The organism is Mesorhizobium sp. PAMC28654 (genome assembly GCF_020616515.1).
Lineage (GTDB): Bacteria > Pseudomonadota > Alphaproteobacteria > Rhizobiales > Rhizobiaceae > Mesorhizobium.
The window spans coordinates 4,417,805-4,438,540 of record NZ_CP085135.1; the positions used below are offsets into that span (position 1 = coordinate 4,417,805).

General features: G+C 61.9%; 21 protein-coding genes, 1 tRNA gene and 2 pseudogenes. 16 read left to right on the forward strand and 8 right to left on the reverse strand.

The window, feature by feature from the left end:
- The first annotated feature begins 18 nt into the window (after window positions 1-18).
- Window positions 19-486: a hypothetical protein gene (locus tag LGH82_RS21610; protein WP_227344668.1), complete on the forward strand. Its 468-nt coding sequence runs from the start codon at window positions 19-21 to the stop codon at window positions 484-486.
- Here LGH82_RS21610 and LGH82_RS21615 read toward each other — a convergent pair.
- The 5 genes from LGH82_RS21615 to LGH82_RS21635 all read right to left on the reverse strand — a co-directional run bounded on the left by LGH82_RS21615 (window position 470) and on the right by LGH82_RS21635 (window position 4,497).
- Entirely contained in the window at window positions 470-940 is a 471-nt protein-coding gene (locus LGH82_RS21615) for a hypothetical protein (protein WP_227344669.1), read from the reverse strand. The genes LGH82_RS21610 and LGH82_RS21615 overlap by 17 nt on opposite strands.
- Before the next feature lie 313 nt (window positions 941-1,253).
- Window positions 1,254-2,605 (reverse strand): IS3 family transposase gene (locus LGH82_RS21620; RefSeq protein WP_227344189.1). Its coding sequence is split into 2 segments (ribosomal slippage): window positions 1,254-2,269 and window positions 2,269-2,605, totalling 1,353 coding nucleotides; the frame shifts between segments, so codons are not numbered across the junction.
- A 352-nt stretch (window positions 2,606-2,957) separates the two neighbouring features.
- Window positions 2,958-4,105 (reverse strand): IS3 family transposase gene (locus LGH82_RS21625; protein ID WP_227344222.1). Its coding sequence is split into 2 segments (ribosomal slippage): window positions 2,958-3,856 and window positions 3,856-4,105, totalling 1,149 coding nucleotides; the frame shifts between segments, so codons are not numbered across the junction.
- 27 nt (window positions 4,106-4,132) lie between these two features.
- Window positions 4,133-4,330 (reverse strand): hypothetical protein, encoded by a 198-nt coding sequence (locus LGH82_RS21630; protein ID WP_227344670.1) that lies wholly within the window; start codon window positions 4,328-4,330, stop codon window positions 4,133-4,135.
- A complete protein-coding gene (locus LGH82_RS21635; RefSeq protein WP_227344671.1) occupies window positions 4,327-4,497 on the reverse strand; it encodes an LPXTG cell wall anchor domain-containing protein in 171 nt (56 codons plus the stop codon). The genes LGH82_RS21630 and LGH82_RS21635 overlap by 4 nt, the downstream gene beginning before the upstream one ends.
- A 278-nt stretch (window positions 4,498-4,775) precedes the next feature.
- Here LGH82_RS21635 and LGH82_RS21640 point away from each other — a divergent pair, with 278 nt between their 5' ends.
- A complete protein-coding gene (locus tag LGH82_RS21640) occupies window positions 4,776-5,435 on the forward strand; it encodes a recombinase family protein (RefSeq protein ID WP_227344672.1) in 660 nt (219 codons plus the stop codon).
- A 104-nt stretch (window positions 5,436-5,539) separates the two neighbouring features.
- Entirely contained in the window at window positions 5,540-6,418 is an 879-nt protein-coding gene (locus tag LGH82_RS21645) for a hypothetical protein (RefSeq protein WP_227344673.1), read from the forward strand.
- 86 nt (window positions 6,419-6,504) lie between these two features.
- Here the strand turns inward: LGH82_RS21645 and LGH82_RS21650 are convergent.
- Window positions 6,505-6,594, reverse strand: a tRNA-Ser gene (locus LGH82_RS21650).
- 436 nt (window positions 6,595-7,030) lie between these two features.
- On the opposite strand from LGH82_RS21650, the gene rplU reads away from it, so the two are divergent.
- From rplU to LGH82_RS21670, 4 genes and pseudogenes are all read left to right on the forward strand, one after another.
- Complete coding sequence (gene rplU / locus LGH82_RS21655) at window positions 7,031-7,645, forward strand: 50S ribosomal protein L21 (RefSeq protein WP_227344674.1); 615 nt, start codon at window positions 7,031-7,033, stop codon at window positions 7,643-7,645.
- 97 nt (window positions 7,646-7,742) lie between these two features.
- Window positions 7,743-8,012, forward strand: coding sequence for a 50S ribosomal protein L27 (gene rpmA, locus LGH82_RS21660; RefSeq protein ID WP_015315190.1), 270 nt, complete (start codon window positions 7,743-7,745; stop codon window positions 8,010-8,012).
- Between the two features lie 118 nt (window positions 8,013-8,130).
- Window positions 8,131-8,718: a GNAT family N-acetyltransferase gene (locus LGH82_RS21665; protein WP_227344675.1), complete on the forward strand. Its 588-nt coding sequence runs from the start codon at window positions 8,131-8,133 to the stop codon at window positions 8,716-8,718.
- A pseudogene (locus tag LGH82_RS21670) lies at window positions 8,718-9,249 on the forward strand (GNAT family N-acetyltransferase). The gene LGH82_RS21665 and the pseudogene LGH82_RS21670 overlap by 1 nt, the downstream one beginning before the upstream one ends.
- Window positions 9,250-9,256: 7 nt before the next feature.
- Here LGH82_RS21670 and LGH82_RS21675 read toward each other — a convergent pair.
- On the reverse strand, window positions 9,257-10,120 hold the full coding sequence (locus LGH82_RS21675) for an endonuclease/exonuclease/phosphatase family protein (RefSeq protein WP_227344676.1): 864 nt from the start codon (window positions 10,118-10,120) through the stop codon (window positions 9,257-9,259).
- Window positions 10,121-10,238: 118 nt separating this feature from the next.
- Between LGH82_RS21675 and obgE the strand changes: the two genes are divergently transcribed.
- From obgE to LGH82_RS21700, 5 genes and pseudogenes are all read left to right on the forward strand, one after another.
- Window positions 10,239-11,270: a GTPase ObgE gene (obgE, locus tag LGH82_RS21680; protein ID WP_227344677.1), complete on the forward strand. Its 1,032-nt coding sequence runs from the start codon at window positions 10,239-10,241 to the stop codon at window positions 11,268-11,270.
- Window positions 11,271-11,274: 4 nt separating this feature from the next.
- Window positions 11,275-12,447, forward strand: a complete 1,173-nt coding sequence (proB, locus tag LGH82_RS21685) for a glutamate 5-kinase (RefSeq protein ID WP_227344678.1) — start codon at window positions 11,275-11,277, stop codon at window positions 12,445-12,447.
- A gap of 3 nt (window positions 12,448-12,450) precedes the next feature.
- Window positions 12,451-13,735: pseudogene (locus LGH82_RS21690) on the forward strand (glutamate-5-semialdehyde dehydrogenase).
- A 249-nt stretch (window positions 13,736-13,984) separates the two neighbouring features.
- The gene (locus tag LGH82_RS21695; RefSeq protein ID WP_227349656.1) at window positions 13,985-14,572 is read left to right on the forward strand and encodes a nicotinate-nucleotide adenylyltransferase; all 588 of its coding nucleotides are present in this window, start codon (window positions 13,985-13,987) and stop codon (window positions 14,570-14,572) included.
- Between the two features lie 68 nt (window positions 14,573-14,640).
- Complete coding sequence (locus LGH82_RS21700; RefSeq protein WP_227344679.1) at window positions 14,641-15,939, forward strand: MFS transporter; 1,299 nt, start codon at window positions 14,641-14,643, stop codon at window positions 15,937-15,939.
- Here LGH82_RS21700 and LGH82_RS21705 read toward each other — a convergent pair whose 3' ends face one another.
- Entirely contained in the window at window positions 15,940-16,791 is an 852-nt protein-coding gene (locus LGH82_RS21705) for a mechanosensitive ion channel family protein (protein WP_227344680.1), read from the reverse strand.
- Between the two features lie 239 nt (window positions 16,792-17,030).
- On the opposite strand from LGH82_RS21705, the gene rsfS reads away from it, so the two are divergent.
- The 4 genes from rsfS (at window position 17,031) to LGH82_RS21725 (ending at window position 20,728) form a co-directional block, all read left to right on the forward strand.
- A complete protein-coding gene (gene rsfS / locus LGH82_RS21710; protein ID WP_413771474.1) occupies window positions 17,031-17,411 on the forward strand; it encodes a ribosome silencing factor in 381 nt (126 codons plus the stop codon).
- Between the two features lie 19 nt (window positions 17,412-17,430).
- Window positions 17,431-17,913: a 23S rRNA (pseudouridine(1915)-N(3))-methyltransferase RlmH gene (gene rlmH, locus LGH82_RS21715; protein WP_227344682.1), complete on the forward strand. Its 483-nt coding sequence runs from the start codon at window positions 17,431-17,433 to the stop codon at window positions 17,911-17,913.
- 138 nt (window positions 17,914-18,051) lie between these two features.
- A complete protein-coding gene (locus LGH82_RS21720) occupies window positions 18,052-19,395 on the forward strand; it encodes a murein hydrolase activator EnvC family protein (RefSeq protein ID WP_227344683.1) in 1,344 nt (447 codons plus the stop codon).
- 1 nt (window position 19,396) lies between these two features.
- Window positions 19,397-20,728: a S41 family peptidase gene (locus LGH82_RS21725; RefSeq protein ID WP_227344684.1), complete on the forward strand. Its 1,332-nt coding sequence runs from the start codon at window positions 19,397-19,399 to the stop codon at window positions 20,726-20,728.
- Window positions 20,729-20,736: the final 8 nt, after the last annotated feature.

The following is a 20,736-nucleotide window of genomic DNA, read 5'->3' on the forward strand; positions in this document are numbered from 1 at the left end:
TCCTTGGGAGGGGATGAGATGAGATACTTTGTGTTGGCCGCATTGGCGGTCATTTTGTCCGGCTGCGCGTCCGCCAGCACGGTGCAAACTTCAAAAGACACGGCGATCGTTCAATCCAGGGCCGCACCAGTGTGCGGAGGCATAGGAGCCTCGAAGGTTGCCGAGAAAGAAGCGGCGATCGCTACCCTCAAAGCGGGGTTCGACAGCTACATCATTTTCAATGGAGCGGCCGAAAGCAGCATCGCCGTCCTGCAAGGGCCTGGAACCTATGATACGACAGCCATCGCAAGCGGCTCGGTTATCAATGCGACGACTACCTATCAGCCGGGGCTGCCGATAGTTGTCGGTCATCACGGCCAGTCGTTCGCGATCAAGATGTTTCATCAGGGCGATCCAGGCTTCGAAAGTGCCCTTTCCGCGAGAACTGCATTGGGTCCGGATTGGGAACAACAGGTGAAAAATCCCGTTCTCACTTGTGTTGGTTAGGCGCCGAAATAACCGGCGCCATAATGCTCATCCGCCTGAATTTGTTCGCCAGTGTCAGCGCGGAACCCGTCCCAGCTTTTATAGGCGCCTTCATCAGCAGCGTGCGAGCCAGATCAGGATCGAGCATCGCTCGCGTGATCAGATCTTCAACGCTCTTAATGCCAGCTTCTCGCGCCCCGAGCAGAAGGTGAGAGCCGACAGCGCCCAATGCGATACCCCACGGACCGCCGCTGCCGAGAAAGCCCGCCGCACCGCCCGCCGCATGGGTAACTATCTTGCTCATGAGCGATTGATGGAGGTTGTTTTCTCCCACCGCAGTGAGGTCTTGAGCAGTATTTGAGCCGCCCGGAAGCTTCGCCGCCGTGATCGATCGGTTGGCGCGCTTTAAATCCTGAGCGATTGCTCGCATTGATCCGAGTTCATCGTCCGTAAATGCCTGGCTGCGCGGCGACAAACAAGGTGAGACTCAGCGTCAATCAGGATGAGACTCGGCGGCGGGGGTGTGACGAAGGGAGGGCGTAGCCCGACCGGAGTTACACCCCCGCCGCCGCGCAATTTTTCAGCGTCTTATGATCGCGGTCGGCCCGGTAGCTTGGTGGTTTTCTGGAATGGAGAACCATCTTTGTGCCGGGTCGCCATGTAACCGATCATCAGACGAGGCTTTTTATGAAGTACCGACAAAACAATTCTATCTGTCCGTCGTCAGATCATTTGGCTCAGATTGGATCGCAGATTAGCGGAGTGTCGGCCTCATCTTGGGGTTGATGTTAAGCGGCGATCTTGCGGTGCTGCAAGCGCCGATGTTGGATGGTTTGGCGTTTGATCCTTTCTCGCTGTTTGATAATGGCTGCGGCCCTGCCGAAGTAGGCGTCGGCTGGCGTTACGTTGGCCAGGCTCTCGTGGTAGCGTCGATGGTTGTAATGTTCGACGAAGGCTGCGATCTGGGCCTCAAGGTCGCCGGGCAGAAAGTAGTTCTCCAAGAGGATTCGGTTTTTGAGGGTCTGGTGCCAGCGCTCGATCTTGCCTTGGGTCTGGGGATGCATTGGAGCGCCCCGGACATGGCTCATGCGTTGGTCCTGGATATAGTCCGCCAGTTCGCCGGCGATGTAGCTGGGGCCATTATCGCTGAGCAGCCGAGGCTTGTGGTGCACATGGGCCTGGTCGCACCCTGAGGCAGTAAGTGCCATGTCCAGCGTGTCGGTGACGTCCTCGGCCCGCATGGTGCTGCACAGTTTCCAGGCGATGATGTAGCGGGAGTAATCGTCGAGCACGGTCGACAGGTACATCCAGCCCCAGCCGATGATCTTGAAGTAGGTGAAGTCCGTCTGCCACATCTCGTTGGGTCGCGTCGTCTTGGTGTGGAACTCGTTCGCCGCCTTGATCACCACATAGGCCGGGCTGGTGATCAGATCGTAGGCCTTGAGGAGCCGGTAAACGCTGGCTTCTGACACGAAGTAGCGCGTCTCGTCGGTGAACCGTACTGCCAGTTCGCGCGGGGAGAGCTCGGACTGCTCCAGCGCCAGTTCGATGATCTGGTCATGGATGGCAGGCGGGATGCGGTTCCACACCCGGCTCGGCGCCGAGGGCCGATCCTGCAGCGCCTCAGGCCCGCCCTCGACATAACGGTCATACCAGCGATAGAAGGTCCGGCGCGGGATGCCCAGTCGGTCCAGCGTTTTGCGGGTTGGCAGGTGTGACTGCTCGACGATCCTGATGATCTCGAGCTTTTCGGATGCGGGATATCTCATTCTTGCTCGTCCCCATCCGCGATCATGCTTTTTTTGAGCAGACGGTTTTCCAGTGTCAGATCAGCGACGCATTCCTTCAGCGCGCCGGCCTCCCGGCGCAAATCCTTGACCTCGTCGCTGGTGGCAGCACGAGCGGTATCACCCGCCAATCGGCGCTTGCCGGCCTCCATGAACTCCTTGGACCAGGTGTAATACAGGCTCTGCGCGATCCCTTCCTTGCGGCACAGCTCGGCGATGCTGTCTTCGCCGCGCAGCCCGTCCAGCACGATCCGGATCTTGTCTTCCGCTGAAAAATGCCGCCGGGTCGCCCGGCGAATGTCCTTTACCACCTGCTCGGCAGGCTTCTTGGCACTTGAGGATTTAGGGCTCATCTTGGTTCCTTCGTCGTGACGACGAGATCAAAACCCTCCTTAATTCACAACCTCAAATCTGGGACACAGGTGCTGACGGGGAACAAAAGTGACTACCTGATGCCCGGACCCACAGGAAAAGAGAGGGAGGGGGGAGACAACCCTTACAGGCACCAAGGGGCCGCACTCGGTATCAATGCGCTGGGTCTCCCGTGTGGTCCTATCGGTGGCGCAATCCAATCAGTCCGCACCAAGGGCCAGGGCGGGGAGAGCAAATGGCGTCCCCCAGATGTTCCTAGGGATAAGGATGCATGGGCGACCGCCGACCACGCTCTAAGCAGTTTGGCCTGCTGCCGGTTTTTCGGACACCCGGTTAAGCTAGCATAGCTTGCTCCTCGAACTCGTTGGGGCTGAGATAGCCCAGCGTCGAGTGCCTTCGCCGAGGGTTATAGAAGCATTCGATGTAATCGAACACATCTGCCTTGGCGTGATCCCTCGTCCTGTAGACCTTGCGGGCTGTCCGCTCGGTTTTGAGCGACGAGAAGAAGCTCTCCATCGCAGCATTGTCCCAGACGTTGCCGGACCGGCTCATCGAGCAGGTAATGCCGTGATCGGCCATCAGGCGCTGGAACTGCTCGCTCGTATATTGCGACCCCTGGTCCGAATGATGGAGCAGGCTGTCTGGCTTGCCTCGGCGCCAGATCGCCATGATTAGGGCGTCGGTGACGAGTTGGGCCGTCATCTCGGCCTTCATCGCCCAGCCGACGACACGCCTGGAGAACAGGTCGACGACCGCCGCAACATAGAGCCATCCTTCGGCGGTCCAGATGTAGGTGAAGTCGGCAATCCACTTCTGGTTCGGAGCAGCAGCTTCGAAGGCGCGATCAAGGAGATTGTCCGACACGGCGGCTCGCTCGCCAGTGTCCTTCGGTAGCCCGCGGCGCCGAGGCCGGGCACGCAAGCCGTTCTCCCGCATGAGCCTCTCGACGCGATGAAGACCGCAGGAGACTCCCTCAGCCAAGACGTCGTGCCAGACGCGACGGGCGCCATAGGTGCGGTCGCTGCTCTTGAAGCTCCGGTCGATCCTGGGAACGAGCATCTCGTCGTGCTGGGACCGGGCGCTGGGGCTGCGGTTGAGCCAGGCATGGAAGCCTGAGCGCGACACATCCAGCGCATTGCACAGCCATGCCACCGGCCAGATCGAACGGTGCTTCGCGATAAAGGCGAACCTCATATCGCATCCCTCGCGAAGTAGGCTGCGGCCTTTTTTAGGATGTCGCGCTCCGCTTTCAGCTTAGTAACTTCCCGACGCAGCCGGTCAATCTCCTGCTGCTCAGGCTTCATTTGACCATGGCCGGGAAAGGCATGCTGCGGGTCAGCGCTCGTCTCGCGGACCCACTTGCGCAGCACATTCTCATGGAGATCCAAATCACGGGCCGCCTGCGCCACCGCAACGCCCCGATCCTTCACCAATCTCACCGCCTCAAGCTTGAACTCGCGGCTGAACTTCCTTCTCTGCATTCCCACTCTCCAGTTCCGTTAAACACCTTATCTCGGTGTCCACGAAACCGGCAGCAGGCCAAAGCGCTGATCGGCTATCGTTTTTGCTTCATTTTGATAGACGATCACGTCGCGTATGACACGCGTCATTATCTCCATCATCTGATCTGGAGAAATGCCAATGATAGTGTCGCGTCCCGACTGAATGCCCAGTCCGCCTTTAGTCTCCTGAGATTGTTCGGTCATCTGTTGATTTTGGTATCTCTGCCGGACTGAATAACCGTGCCGTCACCCTTGGTCACCTGCTTCTGAACGTGGCGTTTCTTGCGCGACTGTACAGCAAACCAACCCCCAACCCCGACCACTAACACCACTACGATGCCAGCAATGGCTATCCAATTGTCTGTAGTCATCTTGCTCCCCAAAACCTGTAAGAGCCTGGGAAATAGCACATCTCAATTGATAAAGCACAGGCTCAGATACCGGATTGCTGCAACGGGTGCCTTACGCGAGGGCTCCAATTTACGTGACAGCGGACGGACTTCCCCCCGTGCCACCCCAGGCAGTCCAAACGGCACGCCCTCTATCTGGCGGGGCATCCCATCAAAGCAATGTTACAGTCACAACCTTCGTTGACATTTGTAAAATCCCACCTAGACTCCCCTTGAAGCCATCGGACAGGGGCAAGGCAATGAAGCAGTACGTGGTCTATACGCGGGTCAGCACGGAGGAGCAGGGCCGCAGCGGGCTAGGCCTGGAGGCACAAGAGCGCGACATAGGCATTTACCTGGAGACCTTCTCGGAAGTCCCGTGGGAGGTCATAGGGCGCTTTCAGGACGTGCTCTCCGGGGGTAGCGACGACCGGCCACAACTGGCGGAGGCGATCAGGATGGTGAGGGCCACGGGGGCGGAGCTTCTGGTCGCCAAGCTGGACCGCTTAAGCCGAGACGTGGCCTTCATCGCCACCCTCATCAAAGACAAGAAGGTCCGCCTCAGGGTGGCCCAGATGCCGAACGCTGACCCCTTCCAGCTCCACCTCTATGCCGCCCTGGCGGAGCAGGAGCGCAAGTTCATCTCGGAGCGCACTAAGGCGGCCCTGAAGGCAGCAAAGGACCGGGGCGTCCGACTTGGCGGCCTCCGGGACAAGACCAAGAAGCGCAACGAGGCGGTACAGCGAAAGGCGAAGGCCGAAGCGGAAAAGGCGATGCGGATTATCGGCCCCTTGCGGAGCGCCGGCCAGACCCTCGCCGCCATTGCCGACACGATGAACGACATGGGGGCGAAGACCTCACGGGGCGGCCGGTGGTCGGCAACTCAGGTAATGAGGGTGCTAGAGAGGGCCGCACGATAGAGTCCCGGAGCGATCCTTGCTGACAACGGTTCATATTGTCGGGGAGCGCGTCGCTAGCGACTCAGCTAGAAGAAGACAAGCGGCTCGCAACAAGCAGCTATGATATGTCGGTACCCCCTCCCGAGACGTCCGAGCGTCCCTGGCTATACTTTCCAGACCGCAAGGAGCTAGGAACTGGGGCGCTGCAGACGTTCGTCAAAGACTGTTCGGACATCTTCAATATGTTCATGTTTTCTGTGACGCTTGCGCACGGGGTGGACGAGAACCGGGTGCGGGCCGCAAAAGCCCTCTTGAAGGCAATGGACCCCGCTTCAGAGGACTATCTGAAGTATCAGAAGACTTTGGACAATCCTGATGCGATGGCAAAGCGCCTAGCCCAATACGCAACCCTTAACGCGCGAAACCTAGTCACCGGCACCGCCGACTCATTCCTTTGGTATCTGTCCAAAATCATTCAAATGGCGATCAAGAAGCGTCCCGAGTTGTTGAAGTCCTCAGAGTCGATAAAGATCGACGATCTGATGCATTTCCGGCGTCGGACAGAGTTGGTTGAATATCTCATCGACAAGAAGGTCAATGAGCTTTCCTACGGCGGGATGAAAAAGATGGAGCAATACTTCCAAGATCGCCTCGGGATATCAGCTTTCGGCGATGCTTCTACCAGAGACATGCTGGTTCTGTTTATGGAAGTCAGAAACATCTACGTCCACAATCGAGGCTATGTGAACTCAGTATTCCTTGAAAGAGTAGACAATGCCCAAGGCCTCAAGCCAGTTCTAGGCGAACGACTGCACATAGATTTCGACTGGTATGCGAGGTTTCAAGGCGCTGCCGTTGGGAGTGCCGTCTCGATTGACCGCGCTGTGGCGGGCAAGTTCGGGCTAAAGCGGAAGCGGTTGCGAAATTGGGATCGGCCCGGAGTACGTCTGGAGCGCGTCTCGGACCCATTACCGGCAGACCAGGAAACTGGCAGCGCCGACTAATTTGGGACACAATACTGGGACACAGCGCTTTTATGGCCAGTCGCTAAGGCGTTGATTTTCTTATAAAAACACGGCGTCTGGGACATTGGCGGAGAGGGAGGGATTCGAACCCCCGATGGGCTTGCACCCATGCCGCATTTCGAGTGCGGTGCATTCGACCACTCTGCCACCTCTCCGCGGTCATGGTCGGCCGTTGCCGGCGCGGCGCACTAGATAACGGCTGTACGGACAGGTTACAAGGCCAAATCCGACGCTTTCTCAGCTTCTTGGATAAGGGGTGGTTTTGCCGGGGAAGGGAGCCGCGATCGGCTCCGGTCAGCGCCGGCCGCCGGGGCGCGATGGCATCACGTTGGCCTTGCCTCCTGATGGCAGGAGGCAGATGTGGTGCGGCCATGTCGGCGCGGATGCCCCAAGCCGGCAAACGGTGGGTCGCGCTGGCAATCTCTTGGTCGCTTGCCTTGACTTCAACCCGGCCTTCGGTTAGGGACAGCGCGCAATCGGCGTGGAGGGATCTTCCGCGCCGCTTGTTTTTTGAACCCGCAGACTGACAAAAAGACGGCCGAACCGCCTGAAGCGGTTCATCAAGGCCGACCGAACAGCGAAAGGCAAAAAATGTTCGCAGTCATTAAAACGGGCGGCAAGCAGTATCGCGTAGCCGCCAACGATCTCCTGAAGATCGAAAAAGTCGAAGCCAATGTCGGCGATATCGTCGAGATCGGCCACGTGCTCGCGCATGGCGAGGGCGAAAATGTCACGTTCGGCGCGCCGTTCGTGGAAGGCGCTTTGGTTACCGCCGAAGTCGTCGAGCAGGGCAAGAACCGCACCGTCATCGCTTTCAAGAAGCGCCGCCGGCAGAATTCGCGCCGCAAGATCGGCCATCGCCAGCTTTTGACCACCGTGCGGATCTCCGAGATCTTGCTGGATGGCGCCAAGCCGTCGAAGAAGGCCGAGGGAAAGTCTGCTCCGAAGAAGGCAGCCAAGGCCGCCGAGACAACTGAGGCAGCAGCGCCGTTGTTCAAGGCGCCGAAGGGCGAACCGGACGACCTGACCGTGATCAAGGGCATCGGCCCGGTCGCAGCCAAGGATCTGAACGAGCAGGGCATCATCACCTTCGCCCAGCTCGCCAAGCTGTCCGACAAGGATGTCGCCAAGATCGACGAGCACATGCCGTTCAGCGCCGACCAGATCAAGGACTGGCGTGAACAGGCCAAGGAATTGGCGAAGTAATTTTCTGGCGATTAGGTCGCCGGATCGGACTTGAAACGGAACGCGAAGGCGTTCATAAGGCCTTTTAGGCGCCTTGCGGCGCAACGGAGTTAGTTAGATGGCACACAAGAAAGCTGGCGGCTCGTCGCGCAACGGTCGCGACTCGCATTCCAAGCGTCTGGGCGTGAAGAAGTTCGGCGGCGAAGCCGTCATCCCGGGCAACATCATCATTCGTCAACGCGGCACCACGTGGCATCCCGGCGTCAATGTCGGCATGGGCACGGACCACACGCTTTTCGCGCTCGAAACCGGCGCCGTGACGTTCAACAAAAAAGCCAATGGCCGAACCTACGTATCGGTGAACCCGATTACCAAAGCCGCGGAGTAGCCGGTTCCGCACTAGAACACCGGCGCCCATCTCGGGAACCGGTGTCTGGAAAAGCCAGGAAAAGGATCAGGGGAGATGGGTTTCCATCTCCCCTTTTTCTTGCGCCTGGAGAACTCAAATGGTTGCTGAAGCTGAAGACACCGACGACGAAAGTTACGCGATAGACTGCCCTGCGCTGGTCACCGAGCGGCTGGTGATGCGTGCGCCGCGCGAAGACGACATCGCGCAACTGGTCGAACTCGCTGACAACCGCCACGTCGCACAAATGCTGGCCCGCATGCCGCACCCCTATGGCGAGGCCGAGGCGCGTGCCTTCCTCGCCATGACAAAGTCGCGCCGTGCCGGCGTCGCCTATGCCTTGACGCTGGCAGGCAGCGACACATTCGTCGGCTGCGCCGGCCTCAACACCACCGATCGCGGGCTGGAACTCGGCTACTGGATCGGCGAGCCCCACTGGAAGCGTGGCTATGCGACGGAGGCCGCGCATGCGCTGGTCGATCTCGCTTTCCAGAAGACGACGATCCAGGTGCTGCATGCCTCGACGCGGGTCATCAATCCGGCCTCGCGCCGGGTCATCCACAAGTGCGGCTTCCAGTATGCGGGACAGGGCATGCTGAATTCGATCGTCGCCGGCCAGGTGCCGGTCGAGCGCTACCGGCTCGACAGGAAGACCTGGACCAGCCTGAGGTCATGGCGGTCAAGCTGATGGTCGATGGCAGCAGCGATATTGAAACAGTCGCGATCACGCCGATGACGCCCAGGCATGTCGAAAATTTTCATCGCGCGCTCGATGTCGTTGCGCGCGAGCGAAAGTAATTGACCATGCTTGAGGCGCCGCCCCTGGAGCAGACCCTTCCATTCGTGACGGGCTGTATCGAGAGAGGCGACCCAAGGGTTGTAGCCGTTGTTGGTGACGAGGTAGTCGGTTGGTGCGATATCACTCGCCATGATCCGCCCATACGCCCATCGCGGTACGCTTGGAATGGGCATTGTCCCCGCTTATCGGGGGCGTGGCCTCGGACTGAAGCTTATCAATGCGACCCTGGAGCAAGCACGCAAGGCCGGCTTTGTCCGCATCGAGCTTTCCGTGCATTCCGACAATGCTCGCGCCATCTCGCTTTACGACAGGGTCGGGTTTGTCAGGGAGGGAGTGCAGCGCGACGCTCTCCATGTCGACGGGGAATACCGGGATGCGATCGTGATGGCGATTGTCGAACGCGAAAATGCCGCTGGATGAACAGCCATCAGGCCAGTTCGATCCAGACCGGCAAATGGTCGGAGCCGGCGGCTTGCCGGTCCACCCAAAGGCGCTTCAGCGAGCGGGCAAGCGAAGCACTGGTGAAGACGTAGTCGATGCGCTTGTGGCGGCTGGCATCCTCGGGCCGTTTGGGATCGACCCAGGTGGCGAGATCAGCCACGTTGAGGCGCAGAGCGGCATCAACGGCAAAGTCGGCGGTCAGCGGCATGCCGAATTCATGGTCGGGCCGACCGGCGAGTTCGACATATTCGGGTGAAGCAGCCAGCATGTTGAAATCGCCCATGGCGACAAAGGCTTCGGGATGGGGCAATTCCGGCAGGCCGATCTCGGCGACGCCGGACAGCGCGCCGCCTTCGAGCGCATAGTTCAGCAGGCGCTGGCGCAGGAACTGGATCTGGCTGGCGCGTTCGACCGGGCTGCGGTGATCGAGATGAATGGAATAGAAGCGGATGAAACCAAGCGGCGTCTCGATCAGCGCCTCCAGCGCGCCGCGCTGGAAATTCATGACCTCGAAGCTGCGGCTGCGCGGCAGAAGCAGATTGCGCGACAGATGAATGGGCGTCTTCGACAGAACCATGTTGCCGAGCTGGAAGGTCGTGGTGACAGCGCGGCCGTTCTCGATGCGCGAACCGATATTGGCCTCGAAATTGCTGCCATAGACGGCGAAATAGTCCGGCAGCGCCTCCCCCAGTTCGGCCACCATGTCGCGTCCGCTGTTCCTGGGGTTGTTGCGGGTCACCTCCTGCAGCGCGATGACGTCAGCGCCGCGCACGGCGTCCGCAATGCGCTCGACGTCGTATTGTCCGTCGAGGCCGATGCCGTACTGGATATTGTAGGTTACGACCTTCATTGCGCCATCTCTCCTGCCGCACTGACAAAACGGCCTCGCCCTTCGCCCCGCCTTGGTTTAGAGCAAGGGCTAAGGTTTAGAGCAATGCCGCAAGGCCAATAAAAGAAACTGCAATCCAATGAAATTTCTAGATCAAGCCAAGGTTTACATACGCTCCGGCGACGGCGGCGCCGGTTCGGTGTCGTTCCGGCGCGAAAAATTCATCGAGTTCGGCGGACCCGACGGCGGCGACGGCGGGCGGGGCGGCGATGTCTGGCTGGAAGCGGTCAACGGGCTGAACACGCTGATCGACTATCGCTACCAGCAGCATTTCAAGGCCAAGACCGGCATTCACGGCATGGGCCGCAACATGACCGGCGCCAAGGGCGCCGATGTCACGCTGAAAGTGCCGGCGGGAACGCAGGTGTTCGAGGAAGACAACGAAACGCTGATCTGCGACCTGACAGTGGTCGGCCAGCGCTTCCTGCTGGCCAAGGGCGGCAATGGCGGCTTTGGCAACCAGCATTTCAAGACCTCGACCAACCAGGCGCCGCGCCGTGCCAATCCCGGCCTGCCGGGCGAAGAGCTCAACATCTGGCTGCGGCTGAAGCTGATCGCCGATGCCGGGCTGGTCGGGCTGCCCAATGCCGGCAAGTCGACTTTCCTGGCGGCCGTCACCGCGGCCAAGCCGAAGATCGCCGACTATCCGTTCACCACGCTGCATCCCGGCCTTGGCGTTGCGCGCATCGATGCGCGCGAATTCGTCATCGCCGATATTCCCGGTTTGATCGAAGGCGCGCATGAGGGCGTCGGCATCGGCGACCGGTTCCTCGGCCATGTCGAGCGCACGCGCGTGCTGCTGCATCTGGTCTCGGCGCAGGAGGAAAATCCCGGCAAGGCCTACAAGACCGTGCGCGCCGAACTCGAAGCCTATGGCAATGGCCTCACCGACAAGGTCGAGATCGTGGCGCTTTCCCAGGTCGATACGCTCGATGCCGATGCGCGCAAGAAGAAGGTCGCGTCCCTGAAGCGCGCCGCCGGCCGCGCGCCGATGCTGTTGTCCGCCGTCACCGGCGAAGGTGTCGAGACGGTGCTGCGGGCGCTGATGTCGGTGGTGGCCGAAGCGCGCGACAAGATCGCGGCGCCGGTCGAGACGCGCTGGGACAAGTAGTGCCATGCAGTCGCTGAAGAAATACCGGCGCATCACCGTCAAGATCGGCTCGGCGTTGCTCGTCGACCGTGCGACAGGCCTGAAGCGCGACTGGCTGGCCTCGCTGGCTGATGACATCGCGGTGCTGGCCGCTGGCGGCGCCGAGATCCTCGTCGTGTCGTCCGGCGCCATTGCGCTTGGCCGCACCATTCTCGGCCTCGGCAAGCGGGCGCTGAAACTGGAGGAAAGCCAGGCGGCCGCCGCCGTTGGCCAGATCGCGCTGGCCGGTGCCTGGTCGGACGCGCTTGGCAAGGGTGGCCTGAAATCGGGCCAGATCCTGCTGACGCTCGGCGATACGGAAGAGCGCCGCCGCTACCTCAATGCGCGGGCGACGATCTCGACGCTGCTCAAGATGAAGGCGGTGCCGGTCATCAACGAGAACGACACGGTGGCAACCTCCGAAATCCGCTACGGTGACAATGACCGGCTGGCGGCGCGAGTCGCCACCATGATGGGCGCTGACCTCCTGGTGCTGCTTTCCGATATTGACGGCCTCTATACCGCGCCGCCGGCTCGCGACCCCGATGCCAAATTCATTCCGGTGGTCGATCGCATCACGCCGGACATCGAGGCGATGGCGGGTGCGGCGGCTTCCGAATTGTCGCGCGGCGGCATGCGGACAAAACTCGATGCCGGCAAGATCGCCACCGCCGCCGGAACGGCCATGATCATCACGTCGGGCACGCGCCTGTCGCCGCTGATGGCGATCGAGCGCGGCGAGCGAGCGACCTTCTTCCGGCCGAGCAGCAATCCGGTGAAGGGTTACAAGACCTGGATTGCCGGCCAGCTCGAACCGGCAGGGCGGCTGACCGTCGATGCCGGAGCCATCGGCGCGCTGAAGTCGGGCAAGTCCTTGCTCCCGGCCGGGGTCAAGCTGGTCAGCGGCAATTTCGCGCGTGGCGACACCGTGGCGATCCTGTCGCCCGAGGGCCGCGAGATCGCGCGCGGGCTGGTTGCCTATGATGCCGCCGATGCCGTAAGGATCGCTGGCCTGAAGACAGCCGAAATTGAAACCGTGCTTGGCTATGAGGCGCGTTCGGCGATGATCCACCGCGACGATCTTGTGGTGAGCTTTGCTGGTGACCAAGTACCGGCTGCCGACCAAGTACTGGCTGGTGGCGATATTAGCGGAGGATAAGCCATGCTGAAGCTGCATGAAAAATCCGGGGATGACACTGTGGCTGTCATGGCTGATATCGGCCGCCGCGCCCGCGCCGCCGCCCGACCGCTGGCCATTGCCGCGACCGAACAAAAGAATGCGGCGCTTGTCGCCATGGCGGAGGCGATCGTTGCCCGGGAGCGCGACATTCTCGAAGCCAATGCCATCGACATTTCGAATGGCGAGGAATCGGGCCTGTCCGTCGCCTCCATGGATCGGTTGAGGCTGACGCCGGCGCGTGTCCAAGCCATGGCTCAGGGCATCCGCGAGATCGCCGAACTGCGCGATCCGGTCGGCGATCTGATCGCCGAATGGCATCGGCCGAACGGCCTGCATATCGAACGCGTGCGCACGCCGCTTGGCGTCATCGGCGTGATCTATGAGAGCCGGCCGAACGTCACGGCGGATGCCGGGGCGCTCTGCCTCAAGGCCGGCAATCCTGTCATCCTGCGCGGCGGCTCGGATTCGCTCAATTCTTCTTCCGCCATCCACGCCTGCCTCGTCGACGGGCTGATGGCCGCCGGCTTGCCGGAAGACGCCATCCAACTTGTACCGACCACCGACCGCGCCGCCGTCGGCGAAATGCTGAGAGGCCTTGGCGGCACGCTGGACGTCATCATTCCGCGCGGCGGAAAAAGCCTTGTCGAGCGCGTCCAGAACGAGGCTCGGGTGCCGGTCTTCGCCCATCTCGAAGGCATCTGCCATCTCTATATCGACCGCTCGGCCAAGCTCGACATGGCCATCAAGATCGCCGTCAACGCCAAGATGCGGCGCACCGGCGTCTGCGGCGCCGCCGAGACGCTGCTGATTGATCGCGCTGTCGCTTCAACACATGTGGTGCCGATCCTTGACGCGTTGCGCGCCGCGGGTTGCGAGATTCATGCCGACGCCGAAGTGCTGAAGGTGTTCCGACGCCAAGCCTGCTGATGACGCCGACTGGGTGACCGAGTATCTCGACGCCATCATCGCGGTGAAGCTGGTGGACGGCGTTGCCGGTGCGATCGAGCATATCGAGACGTTCTCGTCGCATCACACCGAGGCGATCGTCGCCGAGGATGCGCGGGCCGTGGAACGTTTCTTCAACGAAATCGATTCGGCGATCCTGCTGCACAACGCCTCGACGCAGTTCGCCGATGGCGGCGAATTCGGCATGGGCGCCGAGATCGGCATCGCCACCGGCAAGATGCATGCGCGTGGGCCGGTCGGCGTCGAGCAGCTGACCTCATTCAAATACCGCGTGCGCGGGTCGGGCCAGGTGAGGCCTTGAAGCCGTTCGCCACTAGAGCCTGAGGCGTGCGCGCGTCGACCCCCCTCTGCCCTACCGGGCATCTCCCCCTCAAGGGGGGAGATTGGCGGTCGACCGCGGTTTCGCCAATTCCCAACCTTGCGGGATTTGGGCCGCCCGTGAGACCACCAATCTCCCCCCTTGAGGGGGAGATGCCCGGCAGGGCAGAGGGGGGCGCATAGCATCATGCTTTCGCAGCCCGAACACACCGTGCCCTCCCGCTATCTTCACATGCCGCATGCCGAAAAGGGGCTGGCCGTCGGCCTGTTCGGCGGCTCGTTCAATCCGCCGCATGCCGGCCACGCGCTGGTCGCCGAGATCGCGCTGCGGCGTCTGGCGCTTGATCAGTTGTGGTGGATGGTGACGCCTGGCAATCCGCTGAAAAGCGTACGGGAACTGGCGCCGCTGGCGGAGCGGCTGCAACTGTCGGAGCAGATCGCCAAGAACCCGAAGATCAAGGTCACCGCCTTCGAAGCCGCCCATCATGTCCGCTACACCGCCGATACGCTGGCGCTGGTCAAGGCGCGCAATCCCGGTGTCGATTTCGTCTGGATCATGGGTGCGGACTCGCTGCGTGACTTCCACCGCTGGCAACGCTGGCGCCAGATCGTCATGACCTTCCCGATCGCCGTCATCGACCGTCCTGGAGCGACACTGTCGTTCCTGTCGTCGGTCGTCGCCAAGACCTTCGACTATGCGCGCGTCGATGAAGGCGATGCGCCGCGTCTTGCCCGGATGAAGGCGCCGGCCTGGACGTTCATCCACGGCCCGCGCTCATCGCTGTCGTCGAGCGCGATCCGGAAGATGGCGAAGGAGTGAGCCGGGCCGCCTGCCAATGTCGCTTTTATGGCTCCCTCTGCCTGTTTCATGAGCAATCTTGAGCGGGTATGACGATATCCGTGAAAAACCGCACCAGCATTGATCCGGAACAGGGTGGCGAATCCACGCCTCTGATCGCCATTGCCAGCGTTATCGTGTCGATGGCGCTGATCGCGGTCGGCAACGGGCTGATGTTCGCCTACATCCCGGTCCGTCTCGGTGCCGAGGGATTCGATCCGACCTGGGCCGGGCTGATCATTACCGGCCTTTCCGCCGGTGGTCTTGCCGGCTGTATCCTGACCGGACCGCTGGTGCAAAGGGTGGGGCACGCCCGCGTCTTCATGGTGCTGTCGGCGCTGATCGCCTTGGCCAATGCCGCTGTCGGCGCCGGCCCGCATCCACTTGTGTGGATTGCCGCCCGCGCGCTCTACGGCTTCGCCATATGCGGCCTGTTCATCGTCGCGCAAAGCTGGCTGAACGACGCCGTCGCCAATGCCATACGCGGCAGGGTGATGGCTTTCTTCTACGTCGCCTATGTCGCGGGACTCGGCGTCGGCTATGCGACTTTGGCTCTTGTCGACATCAAGACAGCGGATGCGCCGCTGATCGGCATCGTCTTCACGGCATTGTCGATCCTCCCCGTCGGGCTGACCCGGCTTGCCCAGCCGCCGGCGCCGCAGGCAGCATCCGTTGCACTGGTGCGCGCCTGGCGCATCTCTCCCGTGGGCGTCGCCGGCATGCTTGCCGTCGGCGGCCTGTCCATGGCGATTGCCGGTTTCGCGCCGATCCATGCCACGGCCAAGGGGTACAGCCAGGCCGATGTGGCGCTGCTGCTTTCGGCGATGCCGGTCGGCACGCTTATCCTGCAGATTCCACTCGGCTGGATTTCGGACCGCACCGATCGTCGCTATGTGCTGATGGCCGCCTCGATGCTCGCCATGGCCGCGGGCTTCCTTGCGCTGGCATTCGATGGCGGGGCGTTGGCGGCGCTGGTGGTCATCTACATCATCTGGGACGGCGCGTCGGAATCGATCTATTCGCTCTCCAGCGCCCATGCCGCCGATCGCGCCGGCAAGGACGATATGGTGGCGCTGTCCAGTTCTCTTTTGTTTGCCTGGTCGCTGGCGGGTTTCATCGTGCCGGGCATCATCACCGCGCTTTCGGCCATCTATGGAACGCAGGCCTTCATCTATGTGGCCATTGTCATCGCCGCCGCCTTCTGCCTGTTCGTTTTGTGGCGCGTGGTCACGACGCAGGCTGTTCCCGCCGCCGAGACCGGTACGTTCGCGCCGATGACTGCGCAGGCGCCCCTGCCGGTGGAGCTCGCCTTCGCGCCCGAGGAGCATGCCCGGCACAGGGACAGTTGATTATTGCCTCCGCGCTTCCGGTTGCGGCGCTTCCGGTGGTGGCAGCGGGATCGAAATGCCCTCTGAGTCGAATTCCTGCTTGGCGCGCTTGGTGAGATCGGTCTGGGTGGCGAAGAAATCCGCTGATAATGTCCAGTAGCGCAGGGCAATGGAGACCGTACTGTCGCCCAGGGTCGCCACGAAGGCGATGGGCGCGGGATCGCGCTTGACCCGCCGCTCGGCGGCGGCAATGGCGAGCAGCGTCTTCTGTGCCCGGTCGATGTCGTTCCAGGAGCCGATGCTGAGCGTGACGTCGCCACGACGCACGCCGTTGCGGGTGAAGTTGCGCACCGGTTGGTTCCACAGCGTCGAATTGGGCGCCAGAACATAGATGCCGTCGGCGGTGCGCAGGCTTGTCGCGAACAGGCCGATCTCCTCGACGGTGCCAGCGATCGAACCGACCTCGACGGATTCGCCAATGCGGAACGGCCGCAGCGCCAGCAACATGATGCCCGCGGCGATGTTCTGCAGCGTGCCCTGCAGCGCCAGCCCGATGGCCAGGCCAATGGCGCCGATCGCGGCGATGATCGACGCGGTCTGCACGCCGAACTGGCCGAGTACCATGATGGTGACGAGGATGAGGATGGCATAGCGGACGATCTTCGAGAAGAAATGCCGCAACGTCGCGTCGAAGCCGTGGATGTGGCCGAGGCCGGCGAAGATGGAGCGCTCCGCAAGGCCGGCGACGATGTAGCCCACAACCAGCAGGATGACGGCGCCGATGGCCGAGAAGGCGTAGGAGACGATCAGCGTTGAGAGCTGCGCGAGGCCGGCCTGGACGGTGAGGAGGGCGTTTTGCGGGTCGATCGGCATGGTGGAATTCCGGTTGGTCGATGAGCCGATAACCCATGCAGGCCGCGTGGGTTCCGATCTTTTCGGGAGTGCAGCGGAACCACAGTGACGGCGATACGTTCAGGCATAGTGGGCGTCCGTCTTGAAACTGCAACGGAACTCTGCCTATCTAAGCGGTGTCACCTGCTTTGAAGGGTGATTTGGTTGTTCTTGCTGCGAAAGGAAATACACTGAGAACAGCACTGCGGAAGAAGGCCGACATCGTGCCTTCGCCGGCCGAGATCAGCGTAAACGACGCCGTGTCTCGCGCCATCAAGACAGTCCTTGTCAGTCTGGAAGACTCCAAGGCCGAAAACATCGTCTCAATCGACATTCAGCGAAAATCGAGCCTCGGCGACTATATGGTCGTCGCATCGGGCCGATCGCATCGTCATGTCGCGGCTGTCGCCGATCATCTCCTCAAGGCGCTCAAGGATGCCGGTCTCGGCACGGCGCGCGTTGAAGGACTGGCAGGCGCCGACTGGGTCCTGATCGATTCCGGCGACATCATCGTCCATGTCTTCCGCCCCGAAGTTCGCGAATTCTACAATCTGGAAAAGATGTGGCAGTCGCCGGACCTAGAGGAAGAGACCCGCCACTGAGCGTCTCTTCGAGGCAAGGATGAAGATTACCGTTCATGCCGTGGGCCGGATGAAAGCCGGCCCCGAGAAGGAGCTCGCCGACCGTTATTTCGAGCGCTTCGCCAAGAGCGGCCCTGCGGTCGGGCTGGAATTTTCCGGCATTGCCGAGATCGCGGAAGGTCGCGCCCAGACCGCCAATGAGCGCCGGCGCGAGGAAGGCCAGAAACTGCAGACCCTGCTGCAGCAGGGCACCGCGCTGATATTGCTCGATGAGCGCGGCAAGGGGTTCTCATCGGAAGATTTCGCCGGGCGTATCGGTCTGCTGCGCGACGGCGGCCGCAAGGCGATGGTCATCGCCATTGGCGGCGCCGATGGCCACGATCAATCGCTGCGCGATCAGGCCGACCTGGTATTGTCGTTCGGCATGATGACATGGCCGCACCAACTGGTCCGGGTCATGCTGGGCGAGCAACTCTACCGGGCCGCCACGATCCTGTCTGGCCATCCATACCATCGGTCGTGAACGGACCGGATATCCGCCAGTGGATAAGCGCCGGCCGCCCGGATTTTTGCCCCAATATACAGCGATATCGCGCACACAGGGGGCTTTCGAACATGGTTGATGGTTCGTTAACGAAGCCACGCATAGAATCGGGCTTCAATGTCTGAACACTGGAAATCGAGAGCGGGCTATTGGCGCACGCGCTGCGGCGTGGCAGTGGCGGCTATCGTGCTGTCGCTCGGTGCGGTGCGGGCCGAGAGCACGCTTGACACGGCACCCGATCCGGACCAGAGCCGCGCCGAGTACGAGCGGGTGTCGAAGGAGATCACGCTGTCGTCCGAGCGGCTGGCCAAGCTTGCCGCCGACATCGCGGCGGTCAAGAAGGACCATGCCTCGATCACGGCGGCGCTGATCCAGTCGGCGATGACCGAGCAGAAGCTCGGCCAGGACATCGAGGACATCGGCGGCAAGCTGGAAGGGCTGAAGGACCAGGAGCAGAAGATCCGAGCCTCGCTGCTGGCGCGTCGCGACGTGCTGGCCGAGGTGCTCGGCGCCCTGCAGCGCATGGGGCTCAACCCGCCGCCGGCGATCCTGGTGAAGCCGGAGGACGCGCTGTCTTCGGTGCGCAGCGCCATCCTGCTGGGCGCCGTCGTGCCGGAACTGCGCCAGCAGACCGACACATTGCTGGCCGACCTCAAGGAGCAGGCGCGGGTGACGGCCTCGATCGAGGCCGAGCGGGCGCGGCTGACGGCGGCGGTCGGGGACCAGGTGGCCGAAAAGAAGCGATTGAGTATGCTGCTCGAGGCCAAGCAGAAGCTCGAATCGGACACGGAAACGGAACTGGCCGCCGAGAAGCAGCGATCCCAGGACCTTGCGGCCAAGGCCACCAGCCTGAAGGATTTGATTGCCTCGCTGGAAACCGAGGCTGACAGGAACCGCAAGGCGGCGGAGGCCGCGCGCCAGGCGGCGGCCGACGCCAAGGCGACCGGCGATGACAAGGCAGGGGCACCAGCGGAGCTCGCGTCGCTGCCTGTGCCGGAGGCCAATCGCCTTACGGCGGCAACGCCGTTTTCGACGCTGCAAGGGCAGATCGGGTTGCCGGTTACGGGCAAGATCAAGCGGAAGTTCGGCACCGATGACGGTAACGGCGCGGTGATGCAGGGCGACATGGTTGCGACACAATCCGGAGCCATCGTCACCGCGCCGGCGGATGGGAATGTACTTTATGCGGGGCCGTTTCGCTCTTACGGTCAACTCTTGATCCTGAACGCAGGTGACGGCTATCATGTCGTCCTGGCGGGGATGAGCAGAATCAGTGTCGCGACTGGCCAGTCAGTGCTCGCAGGAGAGCCGGTCGGCGCGATGGCAGAGGCCAGGGTGGCAAGCACCTCGGCGACGAAGACTTTCGATGCCACGCCGGAACTCTATGTAGAGTTCCGCAAGGATGGAAAACCCGTCGATCCGACCCCATGGTGGGCGGACCGTTTTTCTGGAAGGACGTGAAATGATGCGGAAACTGTCGCTTCTGTTTGCCGGTGCGCTGATGGGCGCGTCCGCCATGAGCCTTGTCTATGGCGCGCCCGGCTCAACGGCGAACGCTGCAGGGTCCGAGACCTACAAGCAACTGGCGATCTTCGGCGACATCTTCGAACGCGTGCGGGCCCAGTATGTGACGCCGCCCGACGACAAGTCGCTGGTCGAGAACGCCATCAACGGCATGCTTGCCTCGCTTGACCCGCACTCGTCCTACATGAACGCCGAGCAGGCGCAGGACATGCGCGTGCAGACCAAGGGTGAGTTCGGCGGCCTCGGCATCGAGGTCACCATGGAAAACGACCTGGTCAAGGTCATCACGCCGATCGATGACACGCCGGCAGCCAAGGCGGGCGTGCTCGCTGGCGACTATATCGCCAAGATCGACGGTGAAGAGGTTCGTGGCCTGACCCTCAACGATGCGGTCGAGAAGATGCGCGGCCTGGTCAACACGCCGATCAAGCTCACCATCCTGCGCCAGGGCGCCGACAAGCCGATCGAGCTGACGGTGGTGCGCGACATCATCAAGGTCAAGGCGGTCAAGTTCCGGGTCGAGAACGACATCGGCTACATGAAGATCACCTCCTTCACCGAAAAGACCTATGACGATCTCGAGAACGCCATCGAAACCATCAAGAAGCAGGTGCCGGACGACAAGCTGAAGGGCTACGTGCTCGATCTGCGCCTCAATCCGGGCGGCCTGCTCGACCAGGCGGTGAGCGTGTCAGACGCCTTCCTCAAGCGTGGCGAGATCGTCTCGACGCGGGGCCGCGATCCGAAGGATGTCACCCGCTTCGACGCCAAGCCCAAGCAGGTCGACGACATCAACGGCAAGCCGATGATCGTGCTCGTCAACGGCGGCTCGGCCAGTGCGTCCGAGATCGTCGCCGGCGCGCTGCAGGATCTGCGCCGTGTGACGGTGGTCGGCACGCAGTCCTTCGGCAAGGGCTCGGTGCAGACCATCATCCCGCTCGGCGAGAACGGTGCGCTGCGGCTGACGACGGCGCTCTATTACACCCCGTCCGGCAAGTCGATCCAGGGCAAGGGCATCACGCCCGACATCAAGGTCGACCAGCCGCTCCCGCCTGAGTTGCAGGGCAGGGACCTGACGCGCGGCGAATCGGATCTCAAGGGCCATATCAAGGGCGCCGACGAGAGCTCGACCGGCTCGGGCTCGGCCGCCTATGTGCCGCCGGATCCGAAGGACGATCTGCAGCTCATCTATGCCGAGCAGCTGCTGCGCGGCCAGAAGACGGATCCGTCCTTCCCGCCCAATCCGGAGAAGGCTGTTCTTAACCAGTAGCGGTCGAT